Consider the following 18,153-nt stretch of genomic DNA (forward strand, 5'->3'; position numbering starts at 1 on the left):
CAGCGCTAAAAGTGTAGGCAATTTCTGCCTAATTTTTCTAATGCGATTGCCCTGGCCAACAGCCGTCTCGACAAAACCGTAGGACTGTTGATATACTACCAATATGGAAACCTTAGAAAGAGATTTGGATTTAACGGAGATTGTCAACGGGGAGGAAGTTGTGGGGCCTAGTCCATTTGGAATGCATCAGGGTATCAGCGGTAAGCTATATCTAAAAATAGCAGCATTTGTCTTAATGAAAGATTTAGGGCAGGTTTATTATTCCCCACTTGATGTAATTTTTGAAGAGAGCCTTAACAGGCTTCAACCCGACATACTGTTCATCAGGAAAGAGAACATGGCAATCTTTCAGGATTGGGTAAGAGGTGTGCCGGATATGGTGTGCGAGATAGTATCACGCGGTACGTTTATAAGAGATACCGCCACTAAGAAAGAGATTTACGAGAAGTATAAGGTGCCTGAATATTGGATTGTTATCCCCGAATTTAAGGCTGTTGAAGTCCTAACCATCGAAAACGACAGGTATGAACGATATTCCATTGCAGAGATTGAGGGCGTGGTTACGTCTAAGGTAATAGAAGGACTTCAGGTCAACATCAAAGATATATTCGATTAACAGTTTGAGGAGTTGGATGTGTTCAGTAAAAAAATTCTGAAGGGCGTATTTGCATCTTTTGCCGGGTCGTATTTCAGATTATTTAAGAAAGCTAAGCTGGAAGATACGTTGACGGTGTTTTTATACCACGACGTTACTCACTCACCAAGTGAATTCAGCAAGCTGTATAAATTAAATGTCCCACCCGACATCTTTGATTTTCAACTCAGGTTCATAAAAAATAATTTCAATGTGGTTTCACCTGATGAGCTTATCAGAGGTGAGCTGCCCCCGCGAGCCGCTATGGTTACATTTGACGATGGCGTAAAGGGGTTTTTTTCAGACGCCGCTGAGATAATAGAAAATAACAGGGTTCCTACCGTAATTTTTCTTAACACTGAACCCGCCTCAGGCGTGATATTCCAGTCTGGCCTTATTACCTATCTTTGCGAAAAGGAAGAGGGGTTTAGAGAGTATCTGTTAAGCGTTGTCGGCAGGGAAAACATCATAACCCCGTTATTTCTTAATTGCACAAGGGAGATTGTGAACTCATATATAAAACTCAGCGGTAAGGATTTTCAGGATGCCGTCGAAGGTTTTGTCGGCCCGTTTGCCTCTGAGGATGACCTCATAAAGACGTCTCACAGCCGGTATATTTATTATGGAAACCACCTGTATAACCATGACGTGGCGTTAACTCTATCAGATGATGAGCTGAGGGAGTCTTATCTGAAAAATATGGAAAAACTACAGTCCTTCAAAAACTTTACAAGCCTCTTTGCCTTCCCCTTTGGCCAGCCCGGCACTACTTTCTCCGAAAGGCAAATTGACCTTTGTCTTTCCCTTGGCGCGCAGAAGGTCTTTTCCTCCTATCCGGTAATCAATTATACGCCGTCTAACTCGTACCTGCATAGGATAGCGCTCACAGACTTTAACGACACAAACTCTAAAATCTGGTACCAGATATTCTACACAGAGATAATAAAGAGTAACAATTTTTTTAAATCTGTAAAAAGAGCATTGCAACGCAAGAAGCCGGATGAAAGATAGCGATACCCTTGTAAAGAATATAACCCGTTACGCGGCAAGCAACATGTTTCAGCGTGCCTGCGGTATCGTTAATACCTTCATAAAACCAAAGCTGCTGCCGCCGGAGTTGTACGGATTATGGAATCTTATCTCTATCATAACCACCTATGCCACGTACGCCCATCTCGGCACCAGAAATGCCATGTTTTATCTCCTGCCTTATCATAAGTCAAGAAACGAGACTACCGAGGGCAATGACATAAAATCAGCCGTCTTTTATGGCTCCATGTTTCTGTCTGTAATTATTACCGTCGGCGTATGGATTTATGCCTTTTCCGCGAATTTAAACAAAATGGAACAGGCCGGTCTCCTCTCTGTCGGCATACTTATTATTCTGAATTGTATCTTCGATTACCAGTTCAATGAGATAAGCGCAGATAAACGATTTAAACTGATTAGCTCAATAAACTACAAAAAATCTGTCATTGCCGTGATCTTAAACGCCGGCTTGATATATTATCTGAGTATCTACGGTATGTATCTCTCCGCCTTGCTTTCTGTTTTAATAATGGTTGTTTATATGCACATGGTCTCGCCGATTAAATTAATAGAGCCTTTTAAGAAGGCAGTATTTTTCGAATTGACTAAGAAAGGCCTGCCAATATTAGTTTATAATGTGTCGAACGATCTCATAAGCTCTATTGATAAAATCATTATTGCGTATCTGCTTGGCGTAAAAGAACTGGGTTATTACTCTATAACCGGGCTGGTGTTTAACTTTCTTGTGCAGATACCCGGCGACGCAAGGGAAGTCGTAGAGGTTGACCTCATGGGAAGCGTTACCACCAGCAAGCGAGAGGACACATTGGACGATTATTTTTTTAAACCGCTCTCTTATACTTCGCATTTCATGCCGTTTCTCCTGGGGCCATCGTTCTTTTTAATTGTGCCTTTTATTCATATGGTGCTTCCCAAGTATATTCAGGGTATAGTGCCCACGCAGATAGTTACCATAGGAAGTTATTTCTTTGCCCTTGCCTTCATAGCCCGTGGCATTATTATCTCTCACAATAAGCAGTTTCATGCCTCAATAGTCATCTCTGCGGTGCTGGTGTTCAATGGTCTGGCGGCGGTGTCTTTTATTAAAATGGGGTATGGCACGGTTGGCGTTGCCTGCGGCAGCTCGTTGTCTTTTTTTATACTGTTTATAGCGCTTTATATATTTGTCCGGAGTTTCTACAGCAATATTTCTTTTTTCTCATGGTTTATAAAGATAAGGGATGTCTTTATCCTTTTTTTAATAATGGTTTTTGTCATAGCCGCCCTTGCGTATATCTCATCCATAGTTCCCGTTAATAAGTATATCAGCGCCGCGTTGTCAACAGTGCTCTACTGCCTCGCTATGTACGGTGTCTCTGCCTGGATGAGTCCCGATTTTATACATCAAAAAATAGTAAATCTGATAAGACGAAGGAGAGGGTGATTGTTATGAAATATAAAACCTCAATCATAATTCCCACTTATAACAGGCCGATTGATCTAAAAAACTGCATTGAGTCAATCTTACAACAAACACGGCTTCCTTATGAAATCATTGTCGTTGATGACGGCAACCTTACCGAACTGCCCCTGAAGTACCAGAGTGAGCAGATGGGCGTTAACTACGTTTATTACAAAAAAGACAGGCCGGGCCTCACCGCCTCAAGAAACAAGGGGATTGAGCTTGCAACCGGTGATATAGTGTTTTTCTTTGATGACGATGTCGTCCTTTTTCCTGATTATATTGAGCAAATAATGGCGATATACGACAAATCAGAAGACGTCGGAGGGGTGGGCGGGGCAATCGCAAACCACAAGAAACTCGGTCTCGTAAAAAAGCTGAGGAAGATATTGGAGATTCCTTTCCTTGTTTCTGGCGTCAGGGAGGGCAAGGTGCTCCCCTCTGGTTTTTGCTCGAGCTACGGCACAACACCTTTTCAAATAAAAGAAATTACAGAGGTTGACTTCCTGTCCGGAGGCGTAAGCTCGTTCAAAAAAGAGGTGTTTAGTAAGTTTGCCTTCGACGCCAAACATTTTCTTAACTACGGTATGGGCGAAGACAAGGATTTCTCCTACAGGGTATCAAAGGCCTATAAGCTCATCTTCACGCCATACGCAAGGCTCTACCACTACGAAGCACCGCAGATGAGACCCAACGGATATAAGGAAATTTTCATGTTTGTCATATTTACACACTATTTCTTTAAGACACACGTAAAGAAGTCACCCACACAGTGGCTGTTCTTTTATTACGCCTTTTGGGGGTATTTTGTTTCGCGCGTTCTGGTCTGTATTGCCTCGCCTAAGAAGCATAACTTCGATAAGTTAAGAGGGCTGATAGGCGGCTTTTACGAAGTCATCGTCCACGGCACGAAGACCGTTGCGTAGAGAAGAAAGGATTAAAGACGAAGGGGGGGTAACCCCCATAAGCGCTCAAGAGCGTATGCGCAGGAGTGCAAGCTGTGTGAAATTAATGATGTGGCATTGCTTCACCGGCTTAGAGCGTCCAGCGAGTGGTTAAGATGGATAGCTGTGGAATTACTTATGACAATACAAAAGTCGCCATTAATTCAAGACAAGGCAAAAAGATACAGGATACGCCTTGTAGATGGTACTGCTGTAAGTGAGCCTGGCAGCACGGGCACAGACTGGAGAATCCATTATAGTATTCAGTAACAAACCGTCATGAGTTTAATGCAAAGGAGCTATTATCTCTATACCGTGGGCGGTGGCAAATAGAGCTAATATTCAAGAGGTTAAAGGGAATAATCGGTATTGGACATCTTCCCAAATATGAACAGGAAAGTTGTAAAGCATGGCTTTATGGGAAAATGATAGTAGCATTATTGGTGGAGAGACTCTATCAGGAGGCGGAGTTTTTTTCCCCATGGGGGTATCCGTTATGAAGCACCAGCCTGTACAGGTGATAGTAGAAAAGACAGAGGCAATAGAAGTCCATGGCGTGAATTTGAATTTTGGTTTATGGTCGTGCAACACGTGATAGTTCCAAGGATTTCTATAAGTCAGGCTTTGGACGATTGGCATAAAATCAGAAATCAATTGAAGGAAAACAACAGAGAAAGGAAATTAAAAAGCGAAGTGTTATCCCGCTTTATTTAACAGTCATTCTTTGAGCGCTTATGGGGGTTACCCCCCTTCACCCCGTAAATCTCGCCCACGCTTTATCTATCGCGTTTGGGCTGCCGCCGACAAGACGGGGGATTATCCCCACGTTGGCGGCTTCGGGACTCCACCTTTACAATCCCGTCTGCATAAATATAGTATAATGAACTAAGTGGCACAGGTTGTAATCGGATAATGAATAACGAAGAGAGCTGGGGTAGATTAATACAGGAGTTTTTGCTCGAATGCGCCGACTCCATTGGCCTTATTGAGCGCGGCCTTCTGGAGCTGGAGACCAATCCGAAAAATAAGGGTCTTATAGACGATGTCTTCCGCCACACGCACACCGTAAAAGGCAACTGCCTGATGCTCGGCTTTACCAAACTTGAGGAACTTACACACTCGGCTGAAACCGTCATGGAGCTTCTGCGAGACGGCATGATTACTATGGACAGCGGCGTCAGCTCAACCCTGCTTGCTGTGGTGGACAGCGTTGTGGCTACCCTTAAATCCATTGAGAGGACGGGCACGGAGGGAGATGGCGATTACACAGAGCTGATGGGCAGACTTAACCACATTGCGGCAGCGGCGGCCATGTCGGCCGGGGCGGGTTTCAGTAAAAATACAGCGGCAGAGCCTCCAGACGGCGGCGGCTCAACATTCAACACTGAGGACTCATCATTAAACCTTGAAACTGTAACCCTGCCGATTTCGCGCCTCAATACCCTGATGAACGTAGTTGGCACAGTCCTTGTGACGTTTAATCAACTGCGCTACTCACTTACTCAAAATCGCGGCGATTACCACCAGCTCCTTGACACAATGGAACAGCAGATACAAAACCTCCAGGATGAGGTATTACAATACCGCCTCCAGCCGGTCGGGCATATTTGGAATACATTCCATCGCCTCGTAAGGGAGGTTGCCGTTGACTCCGGCAAGAAGGTCTATCTGCAGATGAAGGGAGAGGACACAGAGGTTGACCGCTCTGTACTCATATCGCTCAAAAATATACTTGGCCATATGATTCGCAACGCGATAGACCATGGAATAGAGCCGCCTGATGTGAGGCTCTCCCGCGGGAAACCCGCAGTGGGCAGGGTTTTGCTGTCAGGGGAGCAAAGACATGGCAACATATACATGGAAATCTCCGACGACGGTGCCGGGATTGACGTCGGCAAGGTCAGGGAAAAGGCGGTGGCGCTGGGGCTTCTCACCCCTCAGCAGGCATCTGCCATAGACGACGCCTCCGCGTTTAACCTGATTATGGAGCCTGGTTTTTCCACAGCCGACTCACTGAGCAAAATCTCAGGGCGCGGCATAGGAATGGACGTAGTCAAGAGTACTGTGGAAAAGGCGGGCGGTGTGCTCTCAGTCTCAAGCACTGTCGGCAAAGGGACATGTTTTTCTATACGCGTCCCCCAATCCATGGCAATCGTCCCTGTGCTGGTGGTTCGCTCAATGGATGAGCGATTCGCCATTCCGCAAGTAAACGTGATTGAACTGGTTTCTTTTTACGGCGATGAGGTAAGGGAAAAAGTTCAGATAAAACTGAACTCCCCGATGGTCAGCTCACGGGGGCAACTCATACCTATGGTAAGATTAAGCCAGATACAGGGGCAATATGGGGGTGGCGGAGGGCATGAACTGCTGTCAAAGGGGCAGTGCCATGTGGTTATGCTGCGGTCTGAGGGGGGTGAGTTTGGCCTTGAGGTTGATGGGGCGGAAGAGCTTGCCAATCTGGTCATCAAGCCGTTGGCCCGCATTTTTTCACATATAAACATACTGTCAGGCAGCGCCGTTATGCCTGATGGTACGGTGTCATTTCTGCTGAACATAGAGGAGGTCAGAAAAGAGGGCATGCGTTTGGAGTTGCCGGGTTAACATGGATTAAAATATAATTAATACAGGAGGATTATTATGCCGCAAAAAGCGATATTGATAGTAGATGACAGTTCACTGGCACGTATGATGGTAAAGAATGTTGTATCACAGGCGTTTCCCCGGTGGGAGATTATAGAGGCGGCAACGGCGGATGATGGCCTCAACAAAGTGAAAAACCGGCCGGTGGCGGCGGCCCTTCTGGATTTTAATATGCCGGGCATCAACGGGATAGATATGGCCGCAAAGCTGATGGAGTTAGACCCTAAGATAAGCATTCACTTAGTAACGGCTAATATTCAGGATACGATGCGCCAGCGGGCTGAGGCTATGGGGATAGGGTTTATAAAGAAACCCGTATCCAAAGACGACATCGTGAGGATAATAGGCACCCTTGATGGAGGGCAATAGCCGATGGAATTAAGCGAACTGGAACAGGACGCGCTCAAGGAGTTTTTCAATATGGGACTGGGGGTGGCCGCCGATTCTCTTAGTAAGATGGTCAAAAAGGAGATCCTGTTGTCGCTGCCGCAGCTCGCGGTGGTCAGCCATCGGGAGGCGGTCAAATTGATTGACCATAAGGATGATGAAAAGCTCGTCGCGGTAAGGCAAATCTTCCTTGGAGACCTTTGCGGGACGGCGCTGTTGATATTTCCGGGCTGCAAGAGCCTTGAGCTGGTCAGAACCCTGCTTGGAGACGACGTCCCGCTTGAGACGCTCACTGAGCTTGAGCAGGACACGCTGCTTGACGTGGGCAATGTTATCTTAAATGCCTTTCTCGGCAGTTTTACACAGATGATGACCGTCGAATTCGAATTTGAGGCGGCGGAATTCCTGAAGGCCGATTGCGAGTCCTTGCTTGACATATCCGCTCACAGATTATCATGCTCACAAGACAGCGAGGCAGACACCAGCCAGGCTTTTTTTCTTATGATGGACTTCAAAACGGCAGAAGATGGACTTAAGCACAACTCCCTGAGGGGATATGTAGTGTTGCTTTTTTCTAAAGAGGCGATGGTAACACTAAAACAGGAAATCGCAAGAATTATTGCCGGACTTTAGGATTAACCTTAGCAAATGGCCAAATTTGAATCAGATTTTTTATTCTCTATCCTGGACAAGAGCCAGGACGGGATTATCATTCTTGACGGGGAAATGCGCATTGTGTTTTGGAACCGCTGGATGGAAAAGACATCCCGCATCAGAAGAGCCGACGTAACAGGCATGGTTTTGACGGAGACATTTCCAGAGATTGCCGATACCCGTGTTATGCAGGGGATAGACAACGCCATTTCGCGCGGCCTGCCAACTATGCTGTCCCACAGATTGACCAACAGGCCGTTTCCCTTGTTTCAGCCCGCGCTGGACCCCCATGCCAGTGAACGCATGTGCCAGGCCATCCACATAAGCGGCATACGCCAAAAGGATAAGACATTTATGTGCGTACTGCAAATCCAGGACATAACCACTATGGTATCGCGAGAGCAACTGCTGCGCCACCAGACAGACCTGCTGGAGGCGGCCAAAGAGGCGGCCTTTAGCGCGAACAAGGCAAAGGGGGATTTCCTGGCCAATATGAGCCACGAGATACGCACCCCCATGAATGCCATTATCGGCATGACACACCTTCTTTTTAAGACCCCGCTGGATGAGAAACAATTGGACTACCTCTCAAAGGTGCAGTCATCGGCTAAGTCATTATTAGGGATAATAAACGACATTCTGGATTTTTCAAAGATCGAGGCAGGCAGGCTTGAAATAGAGAACATACCCTTTCACCTGGACGAGGTGCTGCATAACATATCTGATTTGATTACGATTAAGACCGACGAGAAGAACCTTGAGTTTTGTTTTTCTATCGCCAAAAACGTACCCTTAGTGCTGATAGGAGACCCGCTGCGTTTGGGACAGATATTGACAAACCTCGCCAACAATGCCGTTAAATTCACATCTGAAGGCGAGATAATTATACATATCGGGGCCGAACAGGTAACCGATGAGAGCGTTTATCTCCATTTTTCGGTAAAGGACACGGGGATTGGATTGACACGCCAGCAAATCGGCAATCTGTTTCAGGCATTTTCCCAGGCAGACACATCCACAACGCGGTACTACGGGGGTACAGGGCTTGGGTTAAGCATAAGCAAACGGCTGGTCGAGATGATGGGCGGCAGGATATGGGTGAAAAGCGAGCCGGGAGTTGGCTCTACGTTTCATTTCACCGCCCTCTTCACAAGGCAAAACGCGGAGAGACGCCGTTTCCGCCTGCCCAAAGATGAGTACGTGGGGCTGCGCGTTCTGCTTGCCGATGACAATCCCGCCTCACGTGATATTTTAAAGGATACGCTCTCGTCATTCTCTTTCAGGGTAACGCCGGTTGCTTCAGGCAAAGAGGCGCTGGCCGAATTGAAACAACAAGAGGACAATCCATACGATTTGGTATTTGTTGACTGGAAGATGCCCCAGATGGACGGCATTGAAACAATCATGGAGATAAATAAACTCCTCCCGCAAAGCAAAATTCCAAAGATTATAATGGTTACCGCGTATGGCAGGGAGGAGGTTCTTAACGCCGCCAAAGGCGTGCCAATGGATTCGTTTCTTATCAAGCCCGTAAGCCTATCTGTTATGTATGATACAATACTGTCCGTTTTTGGTGATGACGCCACGAGGACGGGTTATACATCTGCCCTGGCCGAGAAGGAAATCGAAGGGCTGGATAAACTCAGAGGGGCGCGTGTCCTTCTGGTAGAGGACAACGATATAAACCGCCAGGTAGCGACTGAACTGTTGGAGGCAAAGGGTTTTAGTGTGGAAACGGCGGTAAACGGGGCAGAGGCGGTGGCCGCAGTCTCTGCAAACACCTATCACGCCGTGCTGATGGACATTCAGATGCCGGTCATGGATGGCTACGAGGCAACCAGAGCCATACGCGCGAAGAAGGAATTCAGAGATATTCCCATTATAGCCATGACGGCAAACGTCCTCTCAGGAGACAGCGAGAAATGTATCGCCGCCGGAATGAACGACCATATAGGGAAACCCTTTGAACCTGCCGCACTCTACAGCACACTGGTACGCTGGATACAGCCCTGTGCGTTTTCATCAGAAGTGAGACAAGCGCCACTATGCCCTGCGGCCACTCCGAAAGCAATCCTGCCCTACGGCTTTCAGAAAGTTGACACAAAGAGAGGGTTAAGGAGGATTGGAGGCAATACTGCCCTTTATGTTAAAATGCTCAACGAGTTCAGGGACAAATACAGGGATTTTATGGTTGTGCTGAGAGATGGATTGTCAAAGGGCAGCCCGGATGTATATAGAATGGTTCATACTATGTCCGGCGTTGCGGGCACTATCGGGGCAGGAGACCTACATCAGGCCTCGCAGCGCCTCGAACGGGCGCTTAAGGAGACATTTAAAGATGGCGGGACGCCCGATTTAGAGCCGCTGACAGAGACGTTCCGGTTCAAACTTGAAGAGGTGATAGAAGACCTGTCAAGGCTTGGCGTGGTTAAAAATGTCGGCAAAGAGAGCAGTATCGACTGTGCAGCGCCGGATATACGGGTTGACGAGGCACTGATTGCCATGCTACAGAATTTGGCGGCGCTCCTTGAAAGCGGTGATTCAGAGGCCGCCATTGAGCTGGACGCCTTAAAAGCGATGCTGGCTGGCTATCCCAAAATCGAGGCTCTTGCTATAATAAAACAACAAATGGAAGACTACGATTATGATAAGGCGTTGGTGACACTTGCAATGTTTGCCCGGACGCTAAAAATTCAATTGCGGGAATAGGAGGAGGCACTTATGGAACAGGCGATGGAGCTAAGGCGGCCAACGATTCTTATTGTGGATGATGAGAAAACCAATATAGATGTACTTGTTAATCTGTTAAATGGGGAATTCCGTACTATTATAGCAAAAAATGCAGAGCAGGCACTGAAGCGTTTGGGGTCAAAAGAAGAGCAGGCCGATTTAATCCTTCTGGATATATTAATGCCGGAGATGGATGGCTATGAGCTTTGCCGAAGGATAAAAAACAATATACTTACTAAGAATATTCCCATTATGTTCATCACCGCGTTAAGCATGGTGGAGGATGAGGTCAGGGGATTTGAGATGGGAGCGGTTGACTATATTACAAAACCTTTCATAGCGCCTATTGTTTTGGCAAGGGTTCGTACGCATATTGAGTTAAAATTAAAAAGAGACTTGTGTGAGGCGCTGGCGATGGAGGACGGCCTTACTGGAATCCCAAATCGCAGGAGATTTGACGAGTTTTTAGAATTTCAATGGAACGCCATACAAAGGAGAAAAAACCCCCTATCTCTCATGTTAATTGATGTAGATTTTTTCAAGCGGTATAACGACAACTACGGCCACGGCGAAGGAGATGACTGCCTGAGGAAAGTCGCGCGCGCGTTGAAAGGGGCAGTGCCGAGGGCGATGGACTTTGTTGCAAGATATGGCGGTGAGGAATTTGCCTGCGTACTTCCTGATACTGACGCAGAGGGCAGTGTTGCGGTTGCAAAGCGGCTTGTCAATGCCGTGGCCGCCCTTCAAATACCGCATGAGTTTTCCGAGGCGGCAAGTCATATTTCCATAAGCATAGGGGTTTCCACAATAACGCCTCCCGTTTGGGGGGACGCATCACATTTGATAGAAACCGCGGATTTAGCGCTTTATAAATCAAAGGCCTCTGGCAGAAATAGGGTAAGCTCTATAGCATGTGAAAAGCCCCAATGTTAGAGGACGCCAAAATTATTATTTCAATTATTTTATAGTATATGTTATCATTCGTACCATGTTGAGGAAGGCTATACTGCCTGCTGCCGGACTTGGGACGAGGTTTTTGCCGGTTACGAAGGCCTCCCCTAAGGAGATGCTCCCTATTGTTGATAAACCGCTGATACAGTACTCTGTTGAGGAGTGCGAACGCTGCGGCATAAGGGAATTTATTATAATAACGGGTAAAAACAAGCGGGCAATTGAAGACCATTTCGACCAGTTTTCAGAGCTGGATGAGGTTCTGAAGCAAAAGGGCCTCAGCAATCTCATTGAGGAAATCCACAGGCATGACCAATCCGATTTTGCCTACATCAGGCAAAGCAGGCCACTTGGCCTTGGCCATGCCATATTGTGCGCGAAGGCCTTTGTCAAAGACGAACCATTTGCCGTCCTGCTCGGTGACGACATCATAGACCCCGAAGACACGCTTCTTATGGAGATGATAGAGATATACAAGAAGTACCGTTCCCCTGTGATAGCGCTTCAGGAGGTGCCCGACGATGAGGTATCGAAATACGGTATAATTGATGGCGAGACTGTCACAGATTTCGGCCCCCACAATATCCCAAAACAACTGTATAAGATAAACGCCCTTGTGGAAAAGCCAAAGAAAGAGGACGCCCCGTCTAATCTGGCCGTCATAGGCAGGTACATCCTGACATCGGACATCTTTGAAGCCCTCGAAGCCATCAAACCAGGCAAAGGCGGTGAGTATCAGCTCACCGACGCCCTTAATCTGCTCCTTTCCAGCCGTGTTGTCTACGGCTACCTGTTTAAGGGCAACAGATACGACGCCGGCGACAAATTCGGCTTCCTTAAGGCCACCATAGAGCTGTCTCTGAAACGGCCGGAGTTTTCCGAGAATTTGAAAAACTACCTTAAATCTCTGACCGCGGGACTTTGAACCCTGATTATGTAATGCAACCGGCAGCACGCCGGACATAGGCCAGAAATAGGTGGCACATCAGGTGGCACATCGCATAAAATTGTTCCTGTTTTTGGCTGTAATCATCGTCTTTGTCCTGATTGCACGGGTACCGCCAGGCTGCTTCTCCGATACCCTGCCCTCTGCCCTACCCTCGCACACCCTGCCTCTCACCGTTGATGACGTCATAAGATTAACTATCGAAAAAAATACGGGAATAGAGGCCGAAGGCTATAATCCCAAAATCTCTGAGGCCGATATCCTCGTCAACAAAGGGGAATTCGACCCTTCCCTGAATCTTGGCCTGGACGAGACGTATGACAGACAAAAGCAATCCCTTGATATAAACAGTACGGCAGAGGGGCAAATAGACTATAACGTTTCATTATCCGGCAAGGCCGTAACAGGCACCTTGTATGAGCTGAAGTGGCAGAATTACAGGTACAACGGCAACTCTCCATTTCTGAACCTGTATTCATATTACTCGTCGGGATTGTCTCTGACATTAACGCAGCCGCTTTTAAAGGGTTTCGGGGTTGACATACAACTGACGAACCTCAACGTGGCGAAAAACACGCTCCAGATGAAAAAACACGCATATGGCGCGGCAGTCGTTGCGAAGGTCTCTGAGGCCGTCAAAGACTACTGGGACCTTGTCTCGGCGAGAAAAAACATAGAGGCCGCCGCAACCGCCCTGACCCTGGCCCAACAGACCTGCGACGAGGTCAACGCCCGTATCAAGGCGGGCATGGCTGCCCCTGTGGACATTTATTCTGCCGAGGCCGAGACGGCAGTAAGAGAAGAGGCCGTCCTGGAGGCGGAGAAAAACGCCAAAAACGCCGAGAACACGCTCAAAGGGATTATGAATATCGAGCTTACCGGCACACGCCTTGAGACCGTATCAAGGCCGCCTGACCCTGCCCTGCCCCTGCCTCTGGAGTCCATTGTGCAACAGGCGTATCAGAGCCGCCAGGACTATCAGCAAGCACTCTTGAACAAGAAAAACAAGGAACTCCTCGCAAGCTACTATAAAAACCAACTGCTGCCTGACCTCAATGCCGTGGCCAGCTACGGGCAGTCCGGCCTCAACGGGCAGTATCACAGCACGATAGACGACCTTACGTCAGGCAATTATTTTTCATGGAAATTCGGCCTCGTGCTGAACGTCCCTATCTTCAACTGGAAAAACCGCGGCAATCTGATGAAGGCCGACTTCGAGGCAAGACAAGCCGACGCCGCGCTGAGGGAAATCAAAAAAACCATTGAACTTGAGGCCACCGGGGCATACAACAACCTTACTTATGCGATAAAAAAAATAAAGGCGGCGGGGAAATCCCTCTTAGCGGCGGAAAAACTGCTTGAAGCTGAACAGGGAAAATTCAGGGCTGGCCTTTCGACACTGAATGATTTGTTGAAATTCCAGCGCGACTACGCCGCCGCTGTCTATGACGAGGCAAAGTCCAGGGCCGACTATGCGAAGTCCCTCGTTGAACTCAACAGGGTTCAGGGGCTGCTACCATGATTGCCGGGACTACCGCCCTGATCTTTGTCGTGGCCGTTATTCGGCTCATCGAAATTATACCTCTCTCTGATTATAAACACTGGCCGGTGCTTGACCTCCATATAAATCTTCCCGACATACTCGCTTAAAATCCCTATGAACATCAACTGAATCCCGCCAAAGAGGTAAATCGGCAGCACAATTGAGGCCCAGCCGGGTATGGCGATGCCTTTGAGCTTACTTGCTATCGTCCATAACCCCAACATGACGGCGGCAATAAAATTTACAAACCCCAGCACGAAGGCAATCCTGAGCGGGAAATTGCTAAACGACGTTATCCCCTCAACGGCAAACGAGACCATCTTCTTAAGGGGGTATTTTGTCGTGCCGGCAAAGCGCTTCTCCCTCTTGTAGGTAACAATAGAGTGTTTAAACCCCATTGCGGGAAACATCCCCCTGAGAAACCTGTTTACCTCGCCATATCTCTGAAACGCGTCAAGGGCCGCCCTTGATAACAGCCTGTAATCGGCGTGGTTGTATATGAGATTAACCCCCATCAATGTCATAATCTTATAAAATGCAAGGGCTGTGGCGCGCTTAAAAAAAGTGTCCTCCTGCCTGTTGTCCCTGACTCCATAGACGATGTCCGCCCCGCCTTCGCACCTTTTTATCATCTCCTCAATAATCTCCGGCGGGTCCTGAAGGTCGGCGTCCAAAGATACGGCCATATCGCCGCTGGCATGGTATAAGCCAGCCGTCAGGGCTGGCTGATGCCCAAAGTTGCCGCTGAACGAGATGGTTTTAACATGTTTATCTTTCATTGCAAGCCTCTTCAGCGCTGAAAGCGTCCCGTCTGACGAACCGTCATCAACATAGATTACCTCATAGTCGTCTATCAGGGCTTTTTCCACGTATGCCCTCATGAGGGTATCTAAACGCCTGTAAACCTCATCAATTACCTGTTCCTCGTTAAAGCACGGGATGACAACACTCAGCTTCACAGGGCTTTACCTCCATTTTTGAACATTCTCAGTTGCGCAGGTTGATGTTGCATTTCCCATATTTTTGCGTATTTTACAAACGTATAAAACCCATATAAAACCGCCAGAATAAACCCATGTATGCCGTCGAGAAACCCAAACCTCAGGAAATACATCTTTATAAATGTCGCAATTGGACGTATGGCAAGCGAGACAACACCCGCGCTCCCTGTGGCTTTTTCCTTTGCTGATAGGGTTGAGTAGTTGTCCATCTTGGCGATGAACTCAGGGATGCTATCATATGTGTAGTGCTCAATGGGATGCTTCAGGAAACCCGTCTTGCCATTTACGACAACCTTTTCATGTACTTGCCTCGGCTCAAGCCTGCCCTTTTCTTTTTTAAACAACCGAAGTGTGTAGTCCGGCCTCCAGCCGCCGTGCTTTATCCAGCGGCCTAAGAAAAAATTCTTTCTGGGGCAATAAAAGCCGTCAAGGGCAGTATCCTTGAGCGCGGCAGAGATTTCATCCACCAACTCCGGCGTGAACCTCTCGTCAGAGTCAAGGATGAATATCCACGGGCCTACGGCCAAATCCACGGCCGCCTGTTTTTGAGCGGCAAACCCCTGCCACTGCCTTGTATAAACCCTGTCCGTATATCTTTTGCATACCTGCACCGTGTCGTCTTCGCTTTCGGCGTCAACGACGACTATCTCTGAGGCCGTGGCCGCACTCTCAAGGGCCGCCTCTATACGGTACTGCTCGTTTTTTGTCACAATTACTACGGAAACTCCTCTCATAAGCCGACAGACTTCCTCCATTTCAGTTATGGACCACCACCGTCAATTATAGAACGTTACCCCAAGAAAATCAATTATACGTTCAGCCCTTTTTTCGTATGTGAAGTTTTTAACGAGTGCCTGTCCTGCCGCGGCCATTTTTTCTGCCACATCGGGGTTGTCTGTAAGAATTCTTATGGCAGCGGCCAGGGATTGGACATCGCCGGGCGTAAAGAACACCGCGTCTTTGCCGTCGGTTAGAATCTCCCTTATGCCGGGTATATCCGATGCGACAATGGGGCAGCCTGATGCCATATATTCAAACATCTTCAGCGGCGATGAGTACATAGACACTGACTCGGCGAGATTCGGGACGACGGCAATCTTTGCCTCCCTCATATATTTCAGGACTTCGGTGTGGCTGAGCTGCCCAACAAAATTAACCCGCCCCGACAGCCCCAGAGAATCAGCCAGCCCTCGCAGTTCACACAGTCTCTTTAGCCCCTGTCCACCACCGGCCACAACGAGTGTCTCGCCGGTAAGGCGTCCCATCGCCTCAATAAGCAGGTCAATCCCCTTCCAGCGGTAAAGCCCTCCGGCATAAAAAATATATCCCTGCTGCCGCTTCCCATATGCCAGAGCAGTGTCAAACATATCGCCCCTGACGGCGTCCGGAATAGTTATTGACTGTATGCTATCCAGCGAAAACATCGTAACGAGGTCGGCGCGCAGCCTCTCAGTGATGGCGACAACCGCCCCTATGCCCGCATAAACACTCCTCTCCCGCCGTGCCATGCGCTGCCGCTTTTTTATCTTTTCAGTAGTAAGATGAAAAATCTCATGTGCCTCAAACACAACCGGCATCCGGTGAAACCACCTCAGACGCAGGAGAAACCGCGCCGTCTTCAGGTGCCTTACAAAGATTACACCGCCTTTCTTATCCTGTTGCCACAGATACCACACAAGGGCAACGTTAAAAACCATTCCAATGGAAACTCTCCCACCCTCTTCCTTTCTTATCATTGGCAGAAATACGATCTCAAGATTGGGGTGGGGGCTGAGGCCGTAATGGTTTAAAAGAGCCTCATCCTCCGCCCGCCCTTTTAAGCAACTGCCGCGGCCGGTTATCAGTTTGACGGCAGCGCCGGCCCTGGCAAGTGCATGGGTGGTGTTTATGATTTGAATAAACCGTGCCTGCGGAAGTAACATCAACTCAGGGACAGGATAAAAAATAGTCATGAGTCTGAACTGCCGTCTCTTTGAGGCACGCGCACCCCTGCCATAAAGCCGGTTAGGATAGAAAACAACATGCCGGTTTCGTGATGGAGGGTGGTGTCGAAAATCCCTCCGACAAAAATTACGAGGGCGGCGCCAAGGGCCGCGTATTTTATTTCCTGTTCAAATGCCCCGCCACTGATACTAAGCCACCTGCGAATGAAACCAATGCCGATGGCAAGGAGCGAACAAAGCCCGGCAGCCCCGCTTTGAACGGCCGCGTTGAGATAGACGCTGTGGGCGTCGTAAATGCTCCTGCCTCCCTCTATTGTGGCCGGAAATGTATATTTGAAATTATTAAGCCCTGTGCCCAATGCCCGCGTCTGTGCTATAACCTTAACCGCGTAGTTCCATATATAAAACCTGCGTATGAGGGAATCCCCCGAAGAGAGCTTTGTCCACATGGGTTTAAACACGTACGCCGCAAAGATGGCAAAGACAGCAAATCCAGCCGCCAACGCCTTCGATATAATTGATCCTCGTTTCGCCAACGCAACGATGGCCAAAAAAATAAACAAAGTAACAAAGGCAGCCCTCATTGTTGTCATCACGGTAGCCGTTATTGTTATAAAAAGCAAAAACACCGCCGCCACCCGCATAGCTTTTGTCCTGATGCCAGAGAAAACGATAGTTCCAATAAGGGCGTTTGAGACTATTATCAGATACATGGCGGTGTAGTTATAGTGTCCGAGCATGTGCAAATCAAGGGGCTTATGAAACCGAAAGGCCTCCACAATGCCAAAGACGGCCATGGCCGCCGTAGCTGTGTACAGACATCGCAATATCGTGGCGATACGCCTTCCCCCGGCCAGAGAGGCGGCGATAAAAAATAGCACGGCGATGCGCGTAACATCTTTCAGCCCTTTGAGATACTCAAGGGCGTCCGAAGCGAACAAACCGCTAAAAACAGAGGTAAGAAAAAACGCAATAAAGCCATATTCCAGCAGCCCCAGGTGAATGCGAACCTCCCGCCTGTAAAGCTGAATAAAAAAGACCGGTATCATAAAACCGTACAGGGCTATCAGCTTGACGCTCTCGGAAAACACCAGAGACACGACAAAGGCGATAAACGCGACATACTGTATATTTTTCAGAGTCTCTTTAAGCGGCAAACGCATTTGGCATATTATAATATATTCCGGCATAATATGTTTCAGCCGGAGTTCTGAGGCCAGGGCAATCGCATTTGAAAAAAATCAGAAGATACCTATGCAATAATTCCGGCTTTGTCCCTTGCCGTCATT

General features: G+C 48.1%; 15 protein-coding genes and 1 pseudogene. 12 read left to right on the forward strand and 4 right to left on the reverse strand.

The window, feature by feature from the left end:
- Positions 1-103: 103 nt before the first annotated feature.
- The 12 genes and pseudogenes from AB7D94_RS10800 (at position 104) to AB7D94_RS10855 (ending at position 13,899) form a co-directional block, all read left to right on the forward strand.
- Entirely contained in the window at positions 104-616 is a 513-nt protein-coding gene (locus AB7D94_RS10800; protein ID WP_420265886.1) for a Uma2 family endonuclease, read from the forward strand.
- 18 nt (positions 617-634) lie between these two features.
- Positions 635-1,645: a polysaccharide deacetylase family protein gene (locus tag AB7D94_RS10805; protein WP_420265888.1), complete on the forward strand. Its 1,011-nt coding sequence runs from the start codon at positions 635-637 to the stop codon at positions 1,643-1,645.
- Positions 1,635-3,107: a lipopolysaccharide biosynthesis protein gene (locus AB7D94_RS10810; protein ID WP_420265889.1), complete on the forward strand. Its 1,473-nt coding sequence runs from the start codon at positions 1,635-1,637 to the stop codon at positions 3,105-3,107. Before AB7D94_RS10805 ends, AB7D94_RS10810 begins: the two co-directional genes overlap by 11 nt.
- A gap of 5 nt (positions 3,108-3,112) precedes the next feature.
- Positions 3,113-4,051, forward strand: a complete 939-nt coding sequence (locus tag AB7D94_RS10815; RefSeq protein WP_420265890.1) for a glycosyltransferase family 2 protein — start codon at positions 3,113-3,115, stop codon at positions 4,049-4,051.
- Between the two features lie 296 nt (positions 4,052-4,347).
- Positions 4,348-4,569, forward strand: a pseudogene (locus AB7D94_RS10820) (transposase); the annotation flags it as partial.
- A gap of 412 nt (positions 4,570-4,981) precedes the next feature.
- The gene (locus AB7D94_RS10825; protein WP_420265891.1) at positions 4,982-6,670 is read left to right on the forward strand and encodes a chemotaxis protein CheA; all 1,689 of its coding nucleotides are present in this window, start codon (positions 4,982-4,984) and stop codon (positions 6,668-6,670) included.
- Between the two features lie 36 nt (positions 6,671-6,706).
- Positions 6,707-7,078 (forward strand): response regulator transcription factor, encoded by a 372-nt coding sequence (locus AB7D94_RS10830; protein ID WP_420265892.1) that lies wholly within the window; start codon positions 6,707-6,709, stop codon positions 7,076-7,078.
- A gap of 3 nt (positions 7,079-7,081) precedes the next feature.
- The gene (locus tag AB7D94_RS10835) at positions 7,082-7,729 is read left to right on the forward strand and encodes a hypothetical protein (protein WP_420265893.1); all 648 of its coding nucleotides are present in this window, start codon (positions 7,082-7,084) and stop codon (positions 7,727-7,729) included.
- Positions 7,730-7,744: 15 nt separating this feature from the next.
- Positions 7,745-10,459, forward strand: coding sequence for a response regulator (locus AB7D94_RS10840; RefSeq protein WP_420265894.1), 2,715 nt, complete (start codon positions 7,745-7,747; stop codon positions 10,457-10,459).
- 12 nt (positions 10,460-10,471) lie between these two features.
- Positions 10,472-11,413, forward strand: a complete 942-nt coding sequence (locus tag AB7D94_RS10845; protein ID WP_420265895.1) for a diguanylate cyclase — start codon at positions 10,472-10,474, stop codon at positions 11,411-11,413.
- Positions 11,414-11,468: 55 nt separating this feature from the next.
- Positions 11,469-12,356 (forward strand): UTP--glucose-1-phosphate uridylyltransferase GalU, encoded by an 888-nt coding sequence (gene galU, locus AB7D94_RS10850; RefSeq protein WP_420265896.1) that lies wholly within the window; start codon positions 11,469-11,471, stop codon positions 12,354-12,356.
- Positions 12,357-12,420: 64 nt separating this feature from the next.
- Positions 12,421-13,899: a TolC family protein gene (locus AB7D94_RS10855; protein WP_420265897.1), complete on the forward strand. Its 1,479-nt coding sequence runs from the start codon at positions 12,421-12,423 to the stop codon at positions 13,897-13,899.
- On the opposite strand, the gene AB7D94_RS10860 is transcribed toward AB7D94_RS10855, so the two are convergent.
- From AB7D94_RS10860 to AB7D94_RS10875, 4 genes are all read right to left on the reverse strand, one after another.
- On the reverse strand, positions 13,881-14,879 hold the full coding sequence (locus tag AB7D94_RS10860) for a glycosyltransferase family 2 protein (RefSeq protein ID WP_420265898.1): 999 nt from the start codon (positions 14,877-14,879) through the stop codon (positions 13,881-13,883). The genes AB7D94_RS10855 and AB7D94_RS10860 overlap by 19 nt on opposite strands.
- On the reverse strand, positions 14,876-15,631 hold the full coding sequence (locus AB7D94_RS10865; protein WP_420265899.1) for a glycosyltransferase family 2 protein: 756 nt from the start codon (positions 15,629-15,631) through the stop codon (positions 14,876-14,878). Before AB7D94_RS10865 ends, AB7D94_RS10860 begins: the two co-directional genes overlap by 4 nt.
- Positions 15,632-15,697: 66 nt before the next feature.
- Positions 15,698-16,873, reverse strand: a complete 1,176-nt coding sequence (locus tag AB7D94_RS10870; protein ID WP_420265900.1) for a glycosyltransferase family 4 protein — start codon at positions 16,871-16,873, stop codon at positions 15,698-15,700.
- Positions 16,870-18,054, reverse strand: a complete 1,185-nt coding sequence (locus AB7D94_RS10875) for an O-antigen ligase family protein (RefSeq protein WP_420265901.1) — start codon at positions 18,052-18,054, stop codon at positions 16,870-16,872. The genes AB7D94_RS10870 and AB7D94_RS10875 overlap by 4 nt, the downstream gene beginning before the upstream one ends.
- Between the last annotated feature and the right edge of the window lie 99 nt (positions 18,055-18,153).

The organism is Candidatus Magnetominusculus dajiuhuensis, assembly GCF_046044395.1.
Classification (GTDB): domain Bacteria; phylum Nitrospirota; class Thermodesulfovibrionia; order Thermodesulfovibrionales; family Magnetobacteriaceae; genus Magnetominusculus; species Magnetominusculus dajiuhuensis.